Annotated in this window: 13 protein-coding genes; 1 reads left to right on the forward strand and 12 read right to left on the reverse strand. The window is 63.5% G+C overall.

Annotated features, from left to right (window positions below):
• Nucleotides 1-87 precede the first annotated feature (87 nt).
• The 7 genes from betB to PVE35_RS01985 all read right to left on the reverse strand — a co-directional run bounded on the left by betB (nt 88) and on the right by PVE35_RS01985 (nt 8,445).
• Nucleotides 88-1,560, reverse strand: a complete 1,473-nt coding sequence (gene betB / locus PVE35_RS01955) for a betaine-aldehyde dehydrogenase (RefSeq protein ID WP_268180838.1) — start codon at nt 1,558-1,560, stop codon at nt 88-90.
• Between the two features lie 199 nt (nt 1,561-1,759).
• On the reverse strand, nt 1,760-2,350 hold the full coding sequence (gene betI / locus PVE35_RS01960; protein WP_268180840.1) for a transcriptional regulator BetI: 591 nt from the start codon (nt 2,348-2,350) through the stop codon (nt 1,760-1,762).
• A gap of 135 nt (nt 2,351-2,485) precedes the next feature.
• On the reverse strand, nt 2,486-3,337 hold the full coding sequence (locus tag PVE35_RS01965) for a glycine betaine ABC transporter substrate-binding protein (protein WP_268180842.1): 852 nt from the start codon (nt 3,335-3,337) through the stop codon (nt 2,486-2,488).
• Between the two features lie 211 nt (nt 3,338-3,548).
• Nucleotides 3,549-4,493 (reverse strand): choline ABC transporter substrate-binding protein, encoded by a 945-nt coding sequence (locus tag PVE35_RS01970; RefSeq protein WP_277373606.1) that lies wholly within the window; start codon nt 4,491-4,493, stop codon nt 3,549-3,551.
• Nucleotides 4,494-4,521: 28 nt separating this feature from the next.
• A complete protein-coding gene (locus PVE35_RS01975; protein WP_268180844.1) occupies nt 4,522-5,406 on the reverse strand; it encodes a proline/glycine betaine ABC transporter permease in 885 nt (294 codons plus the stop codon).
• On the reverse strand, nt 5,399-6,604 hold the full coding sequence (locus tag PVE35_RS01980; RefSeq protein ID WP_268180845.1) for a glycine betaine/L-proline ABC transporter ATP-binding protein: 1,206 nt from the start codon (nt 6,602-6,604) through the stop codon (nt 5,399-5,401). Before PVE35_RS01980 ends, PVE35_RS01975 begins: the two co-directional genes overlap by 8 nt.
• A 944-nt stretch (nt 6,605-7,548) precedes the next feature.
• Nucleotides 7,549-8,445 (reverse strand): glycine betaine ABC transporter substrate-binding protein, encoded by an 897-nt coding sequence (locus PVE35_RS01985; protein WP_268180846.1) that lies wholly within the window; start codon nt 8,443-8,445, stop codon nt 7,549-7,551.
• A 671-nt stretch (nt 8,446-9,116) separates the two neighbouring features.
• On the opposite strand from PVE35_RS01985, the gene PVE35_RS01990 reads away from it, so the two are divergent.
• Entirely contained in the window at nt 9,117-10,208 is a 1,092-nt protein-coding gene (locus PVE35_RS01990; RefSeq protein ID WP_268180848.1) for a GlxA family transcriptional regulator, read from the forward strand.
• Nucleotides 10,209-10,370: 162 nt separating this feature from the next.
• On the opposite strand, the gene PVE35_RS01995 is transcribed toward PVE35_RS01990, so the two are convergent.
• From PVE35_RS01995 to dgcA, 5 genes are all read right to left on the reverse strand, one after another.
• Complete coding sequence (locus tag PVE35_RS01995; RefSeq protein ID WP_268180850.1) at nt 10,371-10,622, reverse strand: hypothetical protein; 252 nt, start codon at nt 10,620-10,622, stop codon at nt 10,371-10,373.
• Nucleotides 10,623-10,785: 163 nt separating this feature from the next.
• Nucleotides 10,786-11,559 carry an electron transfer flavoprotein subunit beta gene (locus PVE35_RS02000; RefSeq protein WP_277373607.1) on the reverse strand — a complete coding sequence of 258 codons (774 nt, stop codon included), beginning with the start codon at nt 11,557-11,559 and terminating at the stop codon, nt 10,786-10,788.
• Nucleotides 11,560-11,589: 30 nt separating this feature from the next.
• Nucleotides 11,590-12,822, reverse strand: a complete 1,233-nt coding sequence (locus PVE35_RS02005) for an electron transfer flavoprotein subunit alpha/FixB family protein (RefSeq protein ID WP_277373608.1) — start codon at nt 12,820-12,822, stop codon at nt 11,590-11,592.
• Between the two features lie 37 nt (nt 12,823-12,859).
• A complete protein-coding gene (gene dgcB / locus PVE35_RS02010; protein WP_277373609.1) occupies nt 12,860-14,821 on the reverse strand; it encodes a dimethylglycine demethylation protein DgcB in 1,962 nt (653 codons plus the stop codon).
• A 101-nt stretch (nt 14,822-14,922) separates the two neighbouring features.
• Complete coding sequence (gene dgcA / locus PVE35_RS02015; protein ID WP_268180854.1) at nt 14,923-16,983, reverse strand: dimethylglycine demethylation protein DgcA; 2,061 nt, start codon at nt 16,981-16,983, stop codon at nt 14,923-14,925.
• Nucleotides 16,984-17,075 lie beyond the last annotated feature (92 nt).

Here is a 17,075-nt window from a genome sequence, read left to right on the forward strand (position 1 = left end):
CACCCTCCGGGTGAAAGCGGCAAGCTTCAAGCTGCAAGTAGAAGCAAGTGCCGCTTTGGTTTTTCTTGCCGCTTGTGGCTGTTTTCGTCAGAACACCGAGGCGTAATCGCCCATCTCCAGTTGCACCGACTTGATGCGGGTGTAGTGGCCGAGGGTGACCAGGCCGTTTTCGCGGCCGACGCCGGACTGCTTGTAGCCGCCCACCGGCATCTCGGCTGGCGATTCGCCCCAGGTGTTGATCCAGCAGATGCCGGCTTCCAGCTTGTGGATCACCCGGTGTGCACGGTTCAGGTCACGGGTCACCACACCGGCGGCCAGGCCGTAGGTGGTGTCGTTGGCGCGGCGGATCACTTCCGCTTCGTCGTCGTAGATCAGAATGCTCATCACCGGGCCGAAGATCTCCTCGCGGGTGATGGTCATGTCGTCCCGGCAGTCGGTGAACACGGTCGGCGCTACGTAGGCGCCCTTGGCGTAGTCGCCCTCGGTAACGCGCGCGCCGCCGATCAGCAGGCGCGCGCCTTCGCTGCGGCCTTTTTCGATGTAACCGAGCACCCGCTCCATATGGGCGAAGCTCACCAGTGGGCCGAAATTGGTGGCGTCATCCAGCGGGTCGCCGAGGCGGATGCGTTTGACCCGCTCCAGCACCTTGCTCTCGAAACGCGCCTGCAGCATGCGCGGCACGAACACGCGCGTGCCGTTGGTGCACACCTGACCGGAGCTGTAGAAATTGGCCATCAGCGCGATGTCGGCGGCGCGATCCAGGTCGGCGTCCTCGAAGATGATCAAGGGCGATTTGCCGCCCAGCTCCATGGTCACTTCCTTGAGACTGGAGCTGGAGGCGCTGGCCATCACCTTCTTGCCAGTGACGGTGCCGCCGGTGAAGGAAATCTTCTCGATGCCCGGATGCTCGGTCAGCCACTGGCCCACTTCGGCGCCGCTGCCGGTGAGCACGTTGAACACCCCGGCGGGCAGGCCAGCCTCGGTGTAGATCTCGGCCAGTTTCAGCGCGCTCAGCGAGGTGACCTCGCTGGGCTTGAAGATCATCGCGTTGCCGGCAGCCAGGGCCGGTGCGGATTTCCACAGGGCAATCTGGATCGGGTAGTTCCAGGCGCCGATGCCGGCGACCACGCCCAGCGGTTCGCGACGGGTGTAGGCGAAGGCGGTTTCGCGCAGCGGAATCTGCTCGCCCTCGATGGCCGGGATCAGGCCGGCGTAGTACTCCAGCACGTCGGCACCGGTGACGATGTCGACGTAGCGGGTTTCGCTCAAGGGCTTGCCGGTGTCGAGGGTTTCCAGCTCGGCCAGCTCATCGTTGCGCGCACGGAGGATATCCACCGCCTTGCGCAGGATGCGTGAGCGCTGCATGGCGGTCATCGCCGCCCACACCTTCTGCCCCTCGGTAGCGCTGGCCACCGCGCGATCCACGTCTGCCTGGCTGGCACATTGCACCTTGGCCAGCACCTCGCCGGTGGCCGGGTTGATGCTGTCGAAGGTGGCTCCACTGCTTGCGGCGACGTACTGGCCACCGATGTAGAGCTGCTGTTCGGCGAAACGGGGCATGGGTTGTCCTCTGCATTCGGTTATCTGCTTGGAGAGCAGCCTATTTTATTTAAATTGAACGATCAATCAATAAAAACGACAGGGCGCCACCAAATACGACATGCAGGCAGGATGCACGGCCGTCCGTAGGGTGCGCTGTGCGCACCGAGCGATCTAAATGATCAGAGAAAGGAGTTGTACGCGGTGCGCACAGCGCACCCTACGACGCCTTGGCCAACTGCAGGTCGAGATAGTCGTAGGCGATGCGGCGCGCCTGTTCGGTGTCGAAGGCTTCGCCGGACAGCGCGCCGCGTAGCCAGAGACCATCGATCAGCGAGGCCAGGCCACGGGCGGCAAGGCGCGCCTGATCCTGCGGCAGGGTACGACGGAACTGGCCGCAGAGATTGGAGTAAAGGCGATGATCGTTGACCCGCTGCAGGCGCCGTAGCGCTGGCTGGTGCATGCTGCTGGCCCAGAATGCCAGCCAGGTCTTCATCGCCGGGCCGCTGACCTGGCTGTCGTCGAAGTTGCCATCGATCATGGCGCGCAGATGGGCGCGCGGACTGTCCTCGACCAGCTCCTGGCGGCGTTCGGCCACGGCATCGCGCAGCGCTTGCATGAGGTGGCGCATGGTGGCTTCGAGCAGGCCGTTCTTGTCCTTGAAGTAGTGGCTGATGATGCCATTGGAGACACCGGCCAGACGGGCGATGTAGGCGATGCTGGCATCGGCCATGCCGACCTGGTCAACGGCTTCCAGGGTGGCGGCGATCAGTTGCGAACGACGAATAGGCTGCATGCCGACCTTGGGCATGGGGCTCTCCATGGGAAACAGGAGGGCGCAGTCTAGGCGGTTTTTGATCGCCTGATCAATTAAACGAGGCGCTTGTTCTGGCAGCAGAAACGACGAAGCGGGCCGCAGCCCGCTTCGTCTGGATACCGGATGACCTTATTTCAACCAGCTTTCCACGCGCTCCGGGTTCTTGGCGATCCAGTCCTTGGCGGCCTGATCCGGCTTGGCGCCTTCGCGGATGGCGAGCATGACCGAGCCGACTTCCTCACCGCTCCAGGAGATCTTGCTGAGGAAGGCAGCAGCGTCGGCGGCCTTGGTCTTCAGGTCGGGGTTGGCCACGGTGTCGACATGCTCGTCGTCACCGAAGACCTTCTTCGGATCTTCGAGGAAGCGCAGTTTCCACTTGGCGAACATCCAGTGCGGAATCCAGCCGGTGACCACGATCGCCTTCTGGCCTTTCTCGGCGCGGGTCAGGGCGGTGGCCATGGCCGGGCCGGAACTCGGCATCAGCTTGATGCTGGACAGGTTGTATTGCTTGATGGCGTCTTCGGTGCGGCGCATCACGCCGGCACCGGCGTCGATGCCGGTGATCTTGCCGTCGAAGTCCTTGGCGTATTTCTCCAGGTCTTCGATGCTCTTGGCCTGCACGTAGTCCGGCACGATCAGGCCGATCTTGGCGCCCGCATAGTTGGTGCCGAGGATTTCCACCTTGTCCTTGAGCTTCTCGTAGTACTCGCCGTGGGTGGCCGGCAGCCAGGCGGAGAGGGTGACATCGAGGTCGCCGCGGGCCACGCCCTGCCACATGATGGCGGGTTCGACCGGCTTGAGCTCGACCTTGTAGCCGAGTTTGCTTTGCAGGATTTCACCGGCGACATAGGTGACGGCGACGCTATCGTCCCAGCCATTCACGTAACCGATCTTCAGAGTGGGTTTGTCGGCAGCCAGGGCGCTGCCCATGCCGATGGCCAGGGCTGCAGCGCCAAGGCAGAGGTGTTTGAGTACGCGCATATTGTTGATGCTCCGTCAGTTGAGTGGCAGTTGCAAAATCGTTGACTGGCTCGTTCTCATTGCGGGCCTTGCGAAACCCGGTTGCGCAGCAGTTTGTGGGTTCGCGGGCAAGGTCTCCCCCGTCACGGCCGGAAATCGGCCGCTAGCGTCAAGCGAGGAGGTTTCCGGGCTCCGCACCCTGGGGTACGCGCCCGAATCGGGTCGTGGCTTCTTACAGCCCGACGTATTTCTTCACGGCGGCGATGCCATCCTGACCATCGAAGGTAGTCACGCCGCTCAGCCATTTGTCCAGCACCGCCGGGTTGGCCTTGATCCAGGCCTTGGCGACGTCCTGCGGATTTTCCTTCTCCAGTACCTTCTCCATCAGCTGGCTTTCCATTTCGACGGTGAACTGCAGGTTGTTCAGCAGTTTGCCGACGTTCTCGCAGCGTGCTTCGTAATCCGGCGGTACCACGGTGTAGACCTTGGCTGCGCCGTAATCGGGGCCGAACACGTCATCGCCACCGGCCAGGTAGGTGATGCCGTACTGGGTGTTCATCGGGTGCGGTGCCCAGCCAAGGAAGACCACCGGCTCCTTCTTCTTGATGGCGCGCGACACCTGTACCAGCATGCCGGCCTCGCTGGACTCGACCATGCGGAAGTCGCCGAGGCCGAACTGATTCTTCTTGATCATGCCGTCGATCAGCAGGTTGCCGTCGTTACCCGGCTCGATGGCGTAGATCTTGCCGCCCAGTTGATCCTTGAACTTGGCGATGTCCTCGAAGCTCTTGAGGCCAGCCTCGGCAGCGTAGGTGGGCACGGCCAGGGTGTACTTGGCCCCTTCGAGGTTGGCTTTGGGCAGTACCTTGACCCCGTCGTTCTTGAGGAAGGGCTCGATCACCGAGTCCATCGAGGGGGCCCAGTAACCGAGGAATACATCGACCTGGCCACTTTTCACGCCCGTAAAGGCGATGGGCACCGATGCCATGATCTTGCGAGGCTGATAGCCCAGGCCTTCGGTCAGGGTCATGGCCACGCCGGTGGTGGCGGCGATGTCGGCCCAGCCGATCTCGGCGAAACGCACCTGCTTGCAGCTCGCCGGCTCTGCGGCCATGGCGCCCTGTATCAGTGCGCACGACAGCAGGCCGATGGCGGCGGTGGTCTTGAACGATTTCATCTTGCGGTTCCCTGTGAAGTGAAACGAATTAGGTGGACTGGCGCTGCAGCTTGCCGCTGAACCAGGCGAACACGCCACGCTTGGCAGGCTGCTTGGTGCCGAAACTCTCGGTGATGCGGTCGAGGATGATCGCCAGCAACACCACGGCCATGCCGCTCTCGAAGCCTAGACCGATATCCAGACGCTGGATACTCGCCAGTACGTCGTTACCCAGACCGCCAGCACCGACCATGGAGGCGATGATCACCATGGACAGGGCCATCATGATGGTCTGGTTGACCCCGGCCATGATCGACGGCATGGCGTTGGGCAGTTGCACCTTGAACAGCAACTGGCGACTGGTGCAGCCGAAGGATTGGCCGGCCTCGACGATCTCCTTGTTCACCTGGCGAATCCCCAGGCTGGTCAGGCGCACGGCCGGCGGCATGGCGAAGATCACCGTGGCGATGATGCCGGGCACGCGGCCCAGGCCGAAGAGCATGGCGGCCGGGATCAGGTAGACGAACGCCGGCATGGTCTGCATGAAGTCGAGAATCGGCCGGATGATGGTGGCCACGCGCTCGCTGCGCGCGGCCCAGATGCCCAGGGGGATGCCCAGCAGCAGGCTGATCAACGTCGAGGAGAAGGTCAGCCCCAGGGTCACCACCGTCTGCTCCCAGAAACCGGTCATGACGATGAGGATGAACGCAACTGCGGTGAAGACCGCGAAGCGCACGCCAATGCGCCACAGGCCAAGGCCGACGAAAATGGCGATGAGCAACCAGGCTGGCGGCAGCATCAGCAGGCTTTCGATGCCTTCGGAGAAGCCACTGACTACCTTGCCGATGTTGTCGAACACACCGCTGTAGTTGTCCAGCAGGTGCTGGACGACGTCGTTGACCCAGCTACCCAGGTCGAGTTTGCTGTCATTCATAGGATTCTCCCTGCAGGCGGGTCAGCAGACGGCCCTTGCTGATGGCTCCGCAGTAATGACCTTCGGCGTCCACCACCGGGATCGGCCCTTCGTTGTCCACCAGGCGGCTGATGACGTCTTCCAGCGGCATGTCTTCGGGTACCGGGATGACCTGCTTGAGGGCGTCGTTCTCGAGTGGCCGGGGTTCGTCGCCATCGACCATCAGGGCGATCTTCTCCAGGCTGATGGAGCCCTGGAAGTGATTGTTCTCGTCGACGATGAAAGCATAGTGCTTGTCCAGTGCCTGCAATTCCTTGCAGATGCGCGTGGCATCCGGCGCCTTGCCGTTGTACACGTAGGTGGGCACGCTGTCGGCCTTGAGCTGGCCAGCAGTGAGGTAGCGGCTGGTGTCGACGGTATCGAAGAAGTTGCGCACGTATTCGTTGGCGGGCTTCTCGATCAGCTCCTGCGGGGTGCCGACCTGGATCAGCCGGCCGCCTTCCATGATGCCGATACGGCTACCGATGCGCATGGCCTCTTCGATGTCGTGGGAGACGAAGATGATGGTGCGGCGATGGGTCTTCTGCAGCTCCAGCAGCACGTCCTGCATCTCGCGGCGCTTGAGTGGGTCGAGAGCGGAGAAGGCCTCGTCCATGATGATCATCGACGGGTTCACCGCCAGGGCGCGCGCCAGGCCGACACGCTGCTGCATGCCACCGGAGAGTTCGTTCGGGTATTTGTGGGCGAAGGTGTCGAGGCCGACCTGCTTGAGCACTTCCATCGCGCGTTGCTCGCGTTCCTTGCGCCCGACGCCGGCCACTTCCAGGCCGAAGGCGGCATTGTCCAGCACACTGCGCGAGGGCATCAGGGCGAAGGACTGGAAGACCATGCTCATGTCGCGGCGGCGCAGATCGATCAATTGCGACTGCGGCAGCTTGGCCACGTTCTGCCCGTCGATGTAGACGTCGCCGGCGCTGGGCTCGACCAGGCGATTGATCAGGCGGATGAGTGTGGATTTACCAGAGCCGGACAGGCCCATGAGGACGAATATCTCGCCCTCTTCGACGCTGAACGACACGTCGCTGACACCAATCACCGCGCCTTTCTCGGCAAGGATCTTCTCCTTGCTCCAGCCTTCCTTGAGCAGGTCGATGGCTTCTTGTGGGTTGGAGCCGAAAACCTTGTACAGGTGCTCGACCACGATCTTTCCAGACTGCATGGGACGTTTCCCCTTCAGGCGATAGTCTTTCGGCGCCGGCACGGCTGGGCACGCGTCATCTGAGCGTAGAACAGCTATGACAGGCCTCTGATATCTGTGGGTGTTTTCTGAAAGTCGAGGTTGGCGAACGTTTCGCTGCGCTGGCGGGGAGCTGATACTCGAACACACGCGGTCGGCACGCTGGCGGCTGCTACTGCAGTCCGTCGCGCCGTTGAATCGTGTCGATGAGTGATGGTTGCCTTGCCGTGCTGCAAACCGCTTTCCAAACCCTCTGGCAGTGTTTCGAAATCCAGTCCCTTGGGGTTTCACGCTTCTTCCTGAAGCATGCGTACATCCGAAATTTCTTGTTGGGCTGGCGCCGCATGGGTGCTGGGCCAGCGCTTGTATTCTTCGGTCCAGGGTAGTGGGCCCTGGTCTGCTGCTCCTCTTCGGGAGTCGGCAGTGACGTAGTCGGCTGACTCAACGATATAGCCTTGGAGGCTGCGCAATTATCGAATTACGACTCTGACGTAGTGGGCGACGACATGACGCTGTTCACTGCGTATCTGCCTTTTCGCCGCTGAGGAGCCGTCGGCAGGCGACCGCTCCAGGACGCCGGATGCCTCTTGTACCTGAGACCGAATGAGTGGTTCTGATGAACACCTTAAAAACCTTAACAGATTTTTTTACCCCCAGGTCAAGCCTGGAAGCCCCGTGCGGCGCGGTTCGGAGGCCGCTAGTGGGGCTGCAGGCGCCGTCTCATGGGGGCTGCGCTTGTGTTGAAAAAAATTGACAGTGACACGCGGAAAAAGGTCATCTCGCCCCGGAAAAAGTTCTGCCTCCAGTGCATTGTCAGGGTGGCGAGTTCAGGTGCCCGCTGACACGGCCCCAGTTAAAAACGGGCTCAGCAAAGGCTGCCTTCGTTCGCACTTGGGAGCGTGTTTGCCGTCTTGCAATGTCATTCCTCAGGGCCGTCGCTGCACGCCTTCGAGCCAAGTGCTGACCATCGCGGGATTGTTCTCCAGCCACTCCTTGGCCACCCGGCGGCGGTTGGTATTGCCCTCCAATACGCCGCTCATCAACTGATTTTCCGCCGCGATGGTGAAGGTCATGTTGCGAAACAAGCGGGCCAGGTTCGGGCATTCGCTGCTGAAACCGCCACGCGCCACGGTGTTGACCTGAGCGGCCCCGTAGTTAGGGCCGAAATACTGGTCACCACCGGAAAGGTAGAACATGCGCAGGCGGTCGTTCATCGGGTGCGGCTCCCAGCCGAGGAACACGGCCGATTTGCCTAGCTGCTGGGCGCGTTCGACATGGTTGAGCATGCCTTTCTCGCTGCTTTCCACCAGGGTGAAACCACCCAGGCCGAAGACGTTGTCGCGGATCATGTTCTTGACCATCTGGTTGCCCTCGTTACCGGGTTCGATGCCGAAGATCTGCCCGCTCAACTCGTCCTTGAAGCGCTGGATGTCGGCGAAATCATGCAGGCCGGCGTTGTAGGCCGGTTCCAGTACGGCGAGGGTGTAGCGAACGGTTGGCAGATTGGTGTGCAGCTTTTCGATGCGACCGCTTTGCAGGTGGGGTTCTATCAGCTGCGCCTGTGCCGGCATCCAGTTACCGAGAAATACATCGATCTGGCCGTCCGAAAGCGCCTGGTAGGTCTGCGGAAGGAGCATGCGCTTCACCCTGGTGCGATAGCCCAGGTCGTTGAGCACCAGGCGGGCGACGGCGGTGGTCATGGTGATATCGGTCCAGCCGACATCGGCGAAGGTGATCAGTTCGCAGCGCTCGGCTTCGGCGGCCTGCAGGTGAGCGACATACAGCAGAGCAAACGCGAACAACCAATGAGCGAATCTTTGCATGGAGCACTCCTGCCTGGTTCGAGAGGACGTGAGTCGAAGGCTGACTGCAAAGCAATTGATGGGCCGTCTGTCGGGCGAAAAACGACCTCCACATATCCAGGACAGACGTTCTGTATCGCTTGCGTGGAGTAATCGACCGAAGCGGGTGCAGCTCGGCTGGTTTGGCGTCGTCTGGCAGGGATGCCGGGCGGCTTGGGCTCGGGAGCCTGTCGTGGCTTGATGGTCGATCCGCCGCAGCGCAGCTCAGGCTGTCTAGACCGGGCCTTGCAGTGATGGCAGAACGCTCGCGCAGTTGAGTCTTACTGGGGCGAGTGGAGCTTTTGCCGCCAGTTTTTGGTGCGTGACGAATGCGCCTGCGCGCAGTGTGTAACACCATCTGTTACCGCTCATCCGTTACTGCCCCTGAGTGCCCATGCAGGGGATACCTTTGGCAGTGCTACCGAAATGCACAAGGCTCTCTGAAATGGGCCATTGCATGTCCGTGGCAGGCGTCTTTTCGACGCCTTGGAAAGCCCGAGTGGCGCGACTCTGATTTTTTATTGAAGGCATGATCAATTTAGGCACGAGCTTTGCCTGTTAGTCATGACTAGCTGGTCTAGAATCAGCGCCATAACAAAACAACGACCCGCCCCTGGCGGGTCGATACCGTGCTTAGCGTGAGGGCTACACCGATGTCGCAGTTCAGCCAAGGGGCGCAGCCCCAAAACCGTGTGCAATCCGTCGGCTTTCTGCTGCTGGACAATTTCACTCTGATCTCGCTCGCCTCGGCGGTAGAACCCCTGCGCATGGCCAACCAGCTTTCCGGCAAGGAGCTGTATCGCTGGCATACCCTCACCCACGATGGCCAGCCGGTGGTGGCCAGCGACGGTCTGCAGATCACTCCGGATGCCGCCATGAGCAACGCGCCGGCGCTGGATGCGGTGATCGTCTGTGGCGGCGTGGACATCCAGCATGCGGTCAAGCGTGAGCATGTCAGCTGGCTGCAGTTGCAGGCGCGTCAAGGCCGTCAACTGGGCGCAGTGTGCACCGGTAGCTGGGCACTGGCCAAGGCCGGTCTGCTCGACGGTTACGACTGCAGCGTGCACTGGGAGTGTCTGGCCTCGATGCAGGAAGCCTTCCCGCGTGCGGCCATCACCACCCGTCTGTTCTCCATCGACCGCAATCGCAACACCTCGTCCGGCGGCACTGCGCCGATGGACATGATGCTGCATCTGATCGGCCAGCAGCATGGCCGCGAACTGGCCGCCGGCATCTCCGAGATGTTCATCTACGAGCGCATCCGCAACGAGCAGGATCACCAACGCGTGCCGCTCAAGCACATGCTTGGCAGCAACCAGCCGAAGCTGCAGGAGATCGTCGCGCTGATGGAGGCCAACCTCGAAGAGCCGATCGACCTCGACGAGCTGGCCTGCTTCGTCGACATCTCCCGGCGCCAGCTCGAGCGCTTGTTCCAGAAGTACCTGCACTGCTCGCCGTCGCGCTACTACCTCAAGCTGCGCTTGATCCGTGCGCGCCAACTGCTCAAGCAGACCAGCATGTCGATCATCGAAGTGGCTTCGGTGTGTGGCTTCGTCTCCACGCCGCACTTCTCCAAGTGCTACCGCGAATACTTCGGCATTCCGCCACGCGACGAGCGTGCCGGGCAGCAGGGCAACAATCTGGTGATGCTGCTGCCGATTCCCGAGCATCAGGTCAACTCCAGCGCCGTGCTGGCGCTCAGCCGTGCCCAGGGCGAGTCGACCTTTGCCAGTGTGCGGATCTGAGTCGAGCCGCAATGAAAACGGGGCGCCAGTGGCGCCCCGTTTGCTTTTGAGGTGAAACCCAGCTTGTAGCCCGGATACAATCCGGGGTAACGAGATCGGAGTCACCGGCTCTGCTCAGGCTCGTAGGGTGCGCCATGCGCACCAGACCGAGAACACTATCGCTCAGGCAGGCTTGGGCACCAGCGCTGGCAGCAGATGACGGCTGATGGCCTCGCGCACGTTGGGCAGCAAGGTGGCGCTGCCGCCGAGCAGTTCTTCCACCAACTGGCGCAGGGCCATGGCGCGTTCGGCGCTGAGGCCGCTGACGGCGAGTTCGCAGGCCTGCTCCGGCGAGGTGCCCGGAGGAATGCTAAGGCCCAGCGCCACCAGGCGCTCGCGGAAGTCTTCCTGGTCGATCAGGTCGGCATGCATCATGGTCGTGGCTCCTTATGACAAGGCAAGCGTTTGAAAACCCAGGCGAGTCGACAGGGTATCCAGGATATTACGCGTTTCGTTCGCTCGGTGGTCGGCTCGAAGCCTTGGCTTCGAGCGAACCCCTGTTCCAGCCTGTCAGGACTGGATGTCTTCCTGGCATCTGTTAGCGCAGCACGCCTTCTTCGACCAGCAACTTGAAGATGGCCTCCGCGCCTTCCTGCGGCGAGACGTCCTTGAGCACCTTGCCGCCGCCGCCACTGGCCTTGGCCGTGGCGGCTTTCATACGCTCAGCGCCGGTCTTGGCCTTGATCACCTTGAGGCGCTTGGGCCGTGGTTTGGCCGGTTGCAGGCTGGCCTCGGCCAGCAGCGGGTCGTCCACCACGGTTACCTCGTGCGCTTCGATCTGGCCGCGGCGGGCCGGGCCGAAGGCGCTCTGGCGGGCGACAGGGGCGGCGTTGTCGACACTGGCGACGCACGGCAGGCGTACCTTGAGGCGGCGCCGCTGACCACGTGGCAGGGCTTGCAGCACCTGGGCCACGCCGTTTTCCACCTTTTCCACCTCGGCCAGGCCGACCACCATGGGCCAGCCCAGGCGTTCGGCCAGGAGGAACGGCAACATGCCGGAGCCTTCGCCGGTTTCCGCCTGGCTGCCGGTGAGCGCCAACTGGGTGCGACTGCCCTGCAGGTAGTCCACCAGCAGTGGCAGGGCGTCGGCCCCTTCGGGTTGTTCCAGTACGTCGAGCTGATCCAGGCCCATGCCCAGGTAGCCACGCAGGGCTTCGGCCTGCGGATCGCCGGCATGCAGCAACTGCAGATTCTGGCCGGCAAGGCGCAGGCCTAGCTCCACCGCGCGGGCGTCCTGCTCGGCACGACGCGGACGGCCCGAGGTCGGGTGGGCGCCGACCGAAACCAGGGCGACGATATTCAGGTCAGTCATGTTGGCAACCTCGAACCGTATGCATGAGGATTAGGCCGCATCACGCTTGCCCTCCTGGCGCCAGGCGGCGACGCGTTCCATCAGGGCCTGGAGGATGGCCGCCGAGTCGCCGATCACCGAGAGGTCGGCGCGTTTGATCATGTCGCAGCCGGGATCCATGTTCACCGCCACCACCTTGTCGCAGGCACCGATGCCTTGCAGGTGCTGGATGGCGCCGGAAATGCCGACGGCCAGGTAGACGCGGGCGGTGACCCAGGTGCCGGTGGCGCCAACCTGGCGATCACGCGGCATGAAGCCATCGTCCACCGCCACGCGCGAGGCGCCTTCGGTGGCGCCGAGGGCGACGGCGGCCTGGTGGAACAGGTTCCAGTCCTTCACACCGTTGCCGCCGGAGAGGATGAACTCGGCCTCGGCCATGGGAATCTGGGCCGGATCCACGGCCACCGGGCCGAGATCCTCGATGCGCGGCAGGCTGTGGGCGACTTTCGCCTCCAATTCCAGTGGCCGTACTTCGTGACGTGTCTCGCTGACCGGCTCGGCGCACTCGACTGCGGCGAGAATCAGCCGCGGCAGGGCACGCTGGATGTCCTGCTGGCCACTGCCGGCACGGCCGATGGCCTGCTCGCCGGCCACCTGCCAGACGCGCGTGGCCGGGCGTTCGCCAAGCTTGGCGGCCAGGCGCCGGCCCAGTTCGCCGCCACCGGTGCGGCTGTCGGGCAGCAGCCAGTGGCGCGGTGCCAGTTGGCTTTCCACGGCGCTCAAGGCCAGCACGCGGGTTTCCGGGGCGTAGCCGTCGAAGGCTTCGCCGCTGATACGTAGCAGGCGGTCGACGCCTGCCGTGTCGAAGGCGCTTTCCTTGTCCTCGCCGAACACCACGGCCACCACGGCACCGCTGGCGCCGGCCAGGTTGCGGGCCAGGCCGAGCAGATCCTTGTCATGGCTGGACAGGCGTCCGCCAACCATGTCCGGCACCACGCAGACGTGGAAGGCTGGTTGCTCGACCACGTGCAGCGGCAATTGCACCTCGGTGCTGGCACTGCTGCGCTTGCCGCCGGTGCCTTGCTGGGCGCCACTGCGGTCGATGCGCTTGAGCCCGGCCGGGCCGACGAAGCCGGCGGCGATGGCGTGTGGGTTCTTGCGGATGATGCCGTTGGGCCCCATCCAGCTGGTCTGGTTCTGGCTCTGCATGGCCGCGTGCAGCGGGTGCAGACGGTTGCGGGCGATCCACTCGGCACGAGGGTCGCGGCGGATGATATCGCTCATGCCTGGGCCTCCTGAATGGACTGGGAGCGTCGTTTCATCACTGCACCTCCGCCAGTTCGCGCTTGGTGGCCGGGCGCTTGGCTGGCACCTCGGTGGCTTCGATCAGCACCTCGGCCACCAGCTCGGCGATGTCCTTGATTTCCGGGCGCGGTGCGACCACGCCTTCGAGCATCGCGGTGCACTGCGGGCAGCCTACGGCCACCACCTCGGCGCCGGTTTCCTTGATGTCCACCATGCGCATGTCGGGAATCCGCTGCTTGCCGGGGATGTCGGTGATCGGTGCGCCGCCACCGCCGCCACAGCAGCGCGAACGGAAGCCCGAACGTTCCATCTCCTTGACCTCGATGCCGATGGCCTTGAGCACGGCGCGGGGCGCCTCGTACTCGCCGTTGTAACGGCCGAGGTAGCAGGGGTCGTGATAGGTCACGCTGGCGGCCTTGCTCTGGCCGAGATTCAGCGAACCCTTGCGCACCAGCTCGTCGATGAAGGTGCTGTGGTGCAGCACCTGATAGTGGCCGCCGAGGGCGCCGTACTCGTTCTTCAGCACATGGAAGCTGTGCGGGTCGCAGCTGACGATGCGCTTGAAGCGGTACTTGGCCAGGGTGGCGATATTGCGCTTGGCCAGGTGCTGGAAGGTCGCTTCGTCACCCAGACGGCGAGCCACGTCGCCGCTGTCGCGCTCTTCTAGGCCGAGTACGGCGAAGTCGACGTCAGCAGCCTTGAGGATCTTCACGAAGGCACGCAGAGTGCGCTGGTTGCGCATGTCGAAGGCGCCGTCGCCGACCCAGAACAGCACATCGGTTTCGCCCTTGTCGGCCAGCAACGGCAGGTTCAGGTCGGCGGCCCAGTTCAGGCGACCGCCGGGGTTGAAGCCGCCCGGGTTGTCGGTGGCGATCAGGTTGTCCAGCACCTCGGCACCCTTGTTCGGGGTGGCGCCCTTTTCCAGGGTGAGGTGACGGCGCATATCGACGATGGCATCGACGTGCTCGATCATCATCGGGCACTCCTCGACGCAGGCGCGGCAGGTGGTGCACGACCACAGGGTCTCGGCATCCACCAGGGCCTTGCCGTTCAGGTCGACGATCGGCTGATGCGGGCCGCCGCTGTGTTCGCCCAGCGGTTTGCCCGGGTAGGGGCTGCCGGCGAACTTGGCGTCATTGCCACCGGCCAGGCCGATGACCATGTCCTGGATCAGCTTCTTCGGGTTCAGCGGCTGGCCGGCGGCGAAGGCGGGGCACATGGCCTCGCACTTGCCGCACTGCACGCAGGCGTCGAAGCCGAGCAACTGGTTCCAGGTGAAGTCGGTGGGTTTTTCCACGCCCAGCGGGGCTTTCGGGTCATCCAGGTCCAGCGCTTTCAGGCCAGTCGAGCGGCCACCGCCGAAGCGTTCGGCGCGGCGGTGCCAGGCCAGGTGCAGGGCGCCGGCGAAGGCGTGCTTCATCGGCCCGCCCCAGGTCATGCCGAAGAACAGCTCGGACACACCCCAGGCCACACCAACGGCGAGAATCGCCGCGAGCACCCAGCCACCGAAACCGACCGGCAGAATCCCGGCCACCGGTAGCGTGGCAATGAAGAAGCTGGCGGCGAACATCAGCAGGCTCTTGGGCAGGCGCATCCACGGGCCTTTCGACAGGCGCGATGGCGGGTCGAGGCGACGCTTGGCGACGAACAGGGCGCCGACGAACATCAGCACGGTGGCCGCCAGCAAGGCGAAACCGAGGATGCGGTTATGCAGGCCGAAACCGTGCACGACGATGGCCAGCACGGCCGCCAGGACGAAACCGCCGGCGGTGGCCACGTGGGTCTTGGACATGTACTTGTCGCGCTCGACCACATGGTGCAGATCCACCAGATAGCGGCGCGGCATCTTCAGCAGGCCGCCTATCCAGTCGACCTTGGCAGGACGACCGCGACGCCACATGAAGAAGCGCTTGGCCGCGCCAATGACCGCAAGGGCCAGGGCGGCGAAGAGCAGGATTGGCAGAATGGTGTTTAGCATGAGAGCCCCCGAGGGGCAGCTACAAGCTTCAAGCTGCAAGCCTCAAGCTGAAAGCGACGGGCGCCTCTGCTTGCAGCTTGCAGCTTGCGGCTTACGGCTGCTTAAAAGTCCTTGCACAGGCGCAAGGCGTCGTAGATCGCCGCGTGGGTGTTGCGCTGGGCCACGCAGTCACCGATGCGGAACAGCAGGTAGCCGTCGCCCGACTCGGAGAGGCAGGGCTGCGGCTTGATCGCGAACAGCGCCTCGACGTCGATCTGACCCTTGTTGCGCGAACCGTCCTTGAGTGCGTAGTACAGCGATTCGTCAGGACGCACGCCGTTCTCCACCACCACCTGGTCGACCACCCGTTCTTCCTTGGCCCCGGTGTATTCGTTCTCCAGCACGGCGACCAGCTTGTCGCCTTCGCGGTAGACCTTCTCCAGCATCAGGTCGCCGGTCATGATCACTTCTTTCGGGTACAGGCTGCGGTAGTAGGTGGGGAAGGTGGTACCGCCCATGGCCACGCCCGGCTTGATGTCGTCGGTGACGATCTCCACCTGAGAACCCTTGTCGGCGAGGAAGTCGGCGACCGACATGCCGGTGAATTCGCAGATGGTGTCGTACACCAGCACGTTCTTGCCCGGTGCCACCTTGCCGGCCAGCACGTCCCAACTGCTCACCACCAGACCTTCGGCGGCGCCCCAGTGCTCGTTCTGCTCGATGAAGGAGTGACCCCCGTTGGCCAGCACCACGATGCCGGGCTTGAGGTCGAGGATGGTGGCTTCATCGGCCGCGGTGCCCAGGCGCAGGTCGACGCCCAGGCGCGCCAGCTCTAGCTGGTACCAGCGGGTGATACCGGCGATCTGATCACGTTGCGGCGCCTTGGAGGCCAGGGTGATCTGCCCGCCCAGTTGCTCCTGCTTCTCGAACAGGGTCACGTCGTGGCCACGTTCGGCGGCGACGCGAGCCGCTTCCATACCTGCAGGGCCACCGCCGACGATCACCACCTTGCGCTTGACGCCGGTGGTTTTCTCGATGATGTGCGGCACGCCCATGTATTCACGGCTAGTGGCGGCGTTCTGGATGCACAGCACGTCCAAGCCCTGGTACTGGCGGTCGATGCAGTAGTTGGCGCCGACGCACTGCTTGATCTGGTCGATCTGGCCCATCTTGATCTTGGCGATCAGGTGCGGGTCGGCCATGTGGGCACGGGTCATGCCGACCATGTCCACGTAGCCGCCTTCGAGGATACGGGTGGCCTGGTTCGGGTCCTTGATGTTCTGCGCGTGCAGCACCGGTACCTTGACCACTTCCTTGATGCCGGCCGCCAGGTGCAGGAAGGGCTCCGGCGGGAAGCTCATGTTGGGGATGACGTTGGCCAGGGTGTTGTGGGTGTCGCAGCCCGAACCCACCACACCGATGAAGTCGAGCATGCCGGTGGCGTCGTAGTAGGCGGCGATCTGCTTCATGTCCTCGTGGGACAGGCCGTCCGGGTGGAACTCGTCACCGGTGATGCGCATGCCCACGCAGAAGTCGTCGCCGACTTCCTTGCGCACGGCCTTGAGCACTTCCAGGCCGAACTTCATGCGGCCCTCGAAGGTGCCGCCCCATTCGTCGGTACGCTTGTTCACGCGCGGTGACCAGAACTGGTCGATCAGGTGCTGGTGCACGGCGGACAGCTCGACGCCGTCCAGACCGCCTTCCTTGGCCCGGCGCGCGGCCTGGGCATAGTTGCCGATGATGCGCCAGATTTCCTCCACCTCGATGGTCTTGCAGGTGGCGCGGTGCACCGGTTCGCGGATGCCCGACGGCGACATCAGGGTCGGCCAGTTGAAACCGTCCCAGCGCGAGCGGCGGCCCATGTGGGTAATCTGGATCATGATCTTGGCGCCGTGCTTGTGCATGGCGTCAGCGAGATTCTGGAAGTGCGGGATGATGCGGTCGGTGGACAGGTTGACCGAACTCCACCATTCCTGCGGGCTGTCGATGGCGACCACGGACGAACCGCCGCAGATGGCCAGGCCGATGCCGCCCTTGGCCTTCTCTTCGTAATACTTGACGTAGCGCTCGGTGGTCATGCCGCCGTCGGTGGCGTAGACCTCGGCGTGCGCAGTGGAGAGCACGCGGTTGCGGATGGTCAGTTTGCCGATCTGGATCGGCTGGAACATTGCTTCGAAAGCCATTGCGGCACCCTCACGGAAAAGCGGCCTGGGGCCTTTTGTCGAGAGGGGCTTCAGTGGCGATTGGGTCGCGGCTGAAGCCCTCGCGAATACCT

Source organism: Pseudomonas sp. AA-38 (assembly GCF_029457475.1).
Lineage (GTDB): Bacteria > Pseudomonadota > Gammaproteobacteria > Pseudomonadales > Pseudomonadaceae > Aquipseudomonas.

What these genes read in the sequence shown, in the direction of transcription:
- betB (WP_268180838.1), bottom strand. Translation starts at nt 1,560, where the DNA reads ATGCCCCGTTTCGCCGAACAGCAGCTCTACATCGGTGGCCAGTACGTC.
- betI (WP_268180840.1), bottom strand. Translation starts at nt 2,350, where the DNA reads ATGCCCAAGGTCGGCATGCAGCCTATTCGTCGTTCGCAACTGATCGCC.
- PVE35_RS01965 (WP_268180842.1), bottom strand. Translation starts at nt 3,337, where the DNA reads ATGCGCGTACTCAAACACCTCTGCCTTGGCGCTGCAGCCCTGGCCATC.
- PVE35_RS01970 (WP_277373606.1), bottom strand. Translation starts at nt 4,493, where the DNA reads ATGAAATCGTTCAAGACCACCGCCGCCATCGGCCTGCTGTCGTGCGCA.
- PVE35_RS01975 (WP_268180844.1), bottom strand. Translation starts at nt 5,406, where the DNA reads ATGAATGACAGCAAACTCGACCTGGGTAGCTGGGTCAACGACGTCGTC.
- PVE35_RS01980 (WP_268180845.1), bottom strand. Translation starts at nt 6,604, where the DNA reads ATGCAGTCTGGAAAGATCGTGGTCGAGCACCTGTACAAGGTTTTCGGC.
- PVE35_RS01985 (WP_268180846.1), bottom strand. Translation starts at nt 8,445, where the DNA reads ATGCAAAGATTCGCTCATTGGTTGTTCGCGTTTGCTCTGCTGTATGTC.
- PVE35_RS01990 (WP_268180848.1), top strand. Translation starts at nt 9,117, where the DNA reads ATGTCGCAGTTCAGCCAAGGGGCGCAGCCCCAAAACCGTGTGCAATCC.
- PVE35_RS01995 (WP_268180850.1), bottom strand. Translation starts at nt 10,622, where the DNA reads ATGATGCATGCCGACCTGATCGACCAGGAAGACTTCCGCGAGCGCCTG.
- PVE35_RS02000 (WP_277373607.1), bottom strand. Translation starts at nt 11,559, where the DNA reads ATGACTGACCTGAATATCGTCGCCCTGGTTTCGGTCGGCGCCCACCCG.
- PVE35_RS02005 (WP_277373608.1), bottom strand. Translation starts at nt 12,822, where the DNA reads ATGAGCGATATCATCCGCCGCGACCCTCGTGCCGAGTGGATCGCCCGC.
- dgcB (WP_277373609.1), bottom strand. Translation starts at nt 14,821, where the DNA reads ATGCTAAACACCATTCTGCCAATCCTGCTCTTCGCCGCCCTGGCCCTT.
- dgcA (WP_268180854.1), bottom strand. Translation starts at nt 16,983, where the DNA reads ATGGCTTTCGAAGCAATGTTCCAGCCGATCCAGATCGGCAAACTGACC.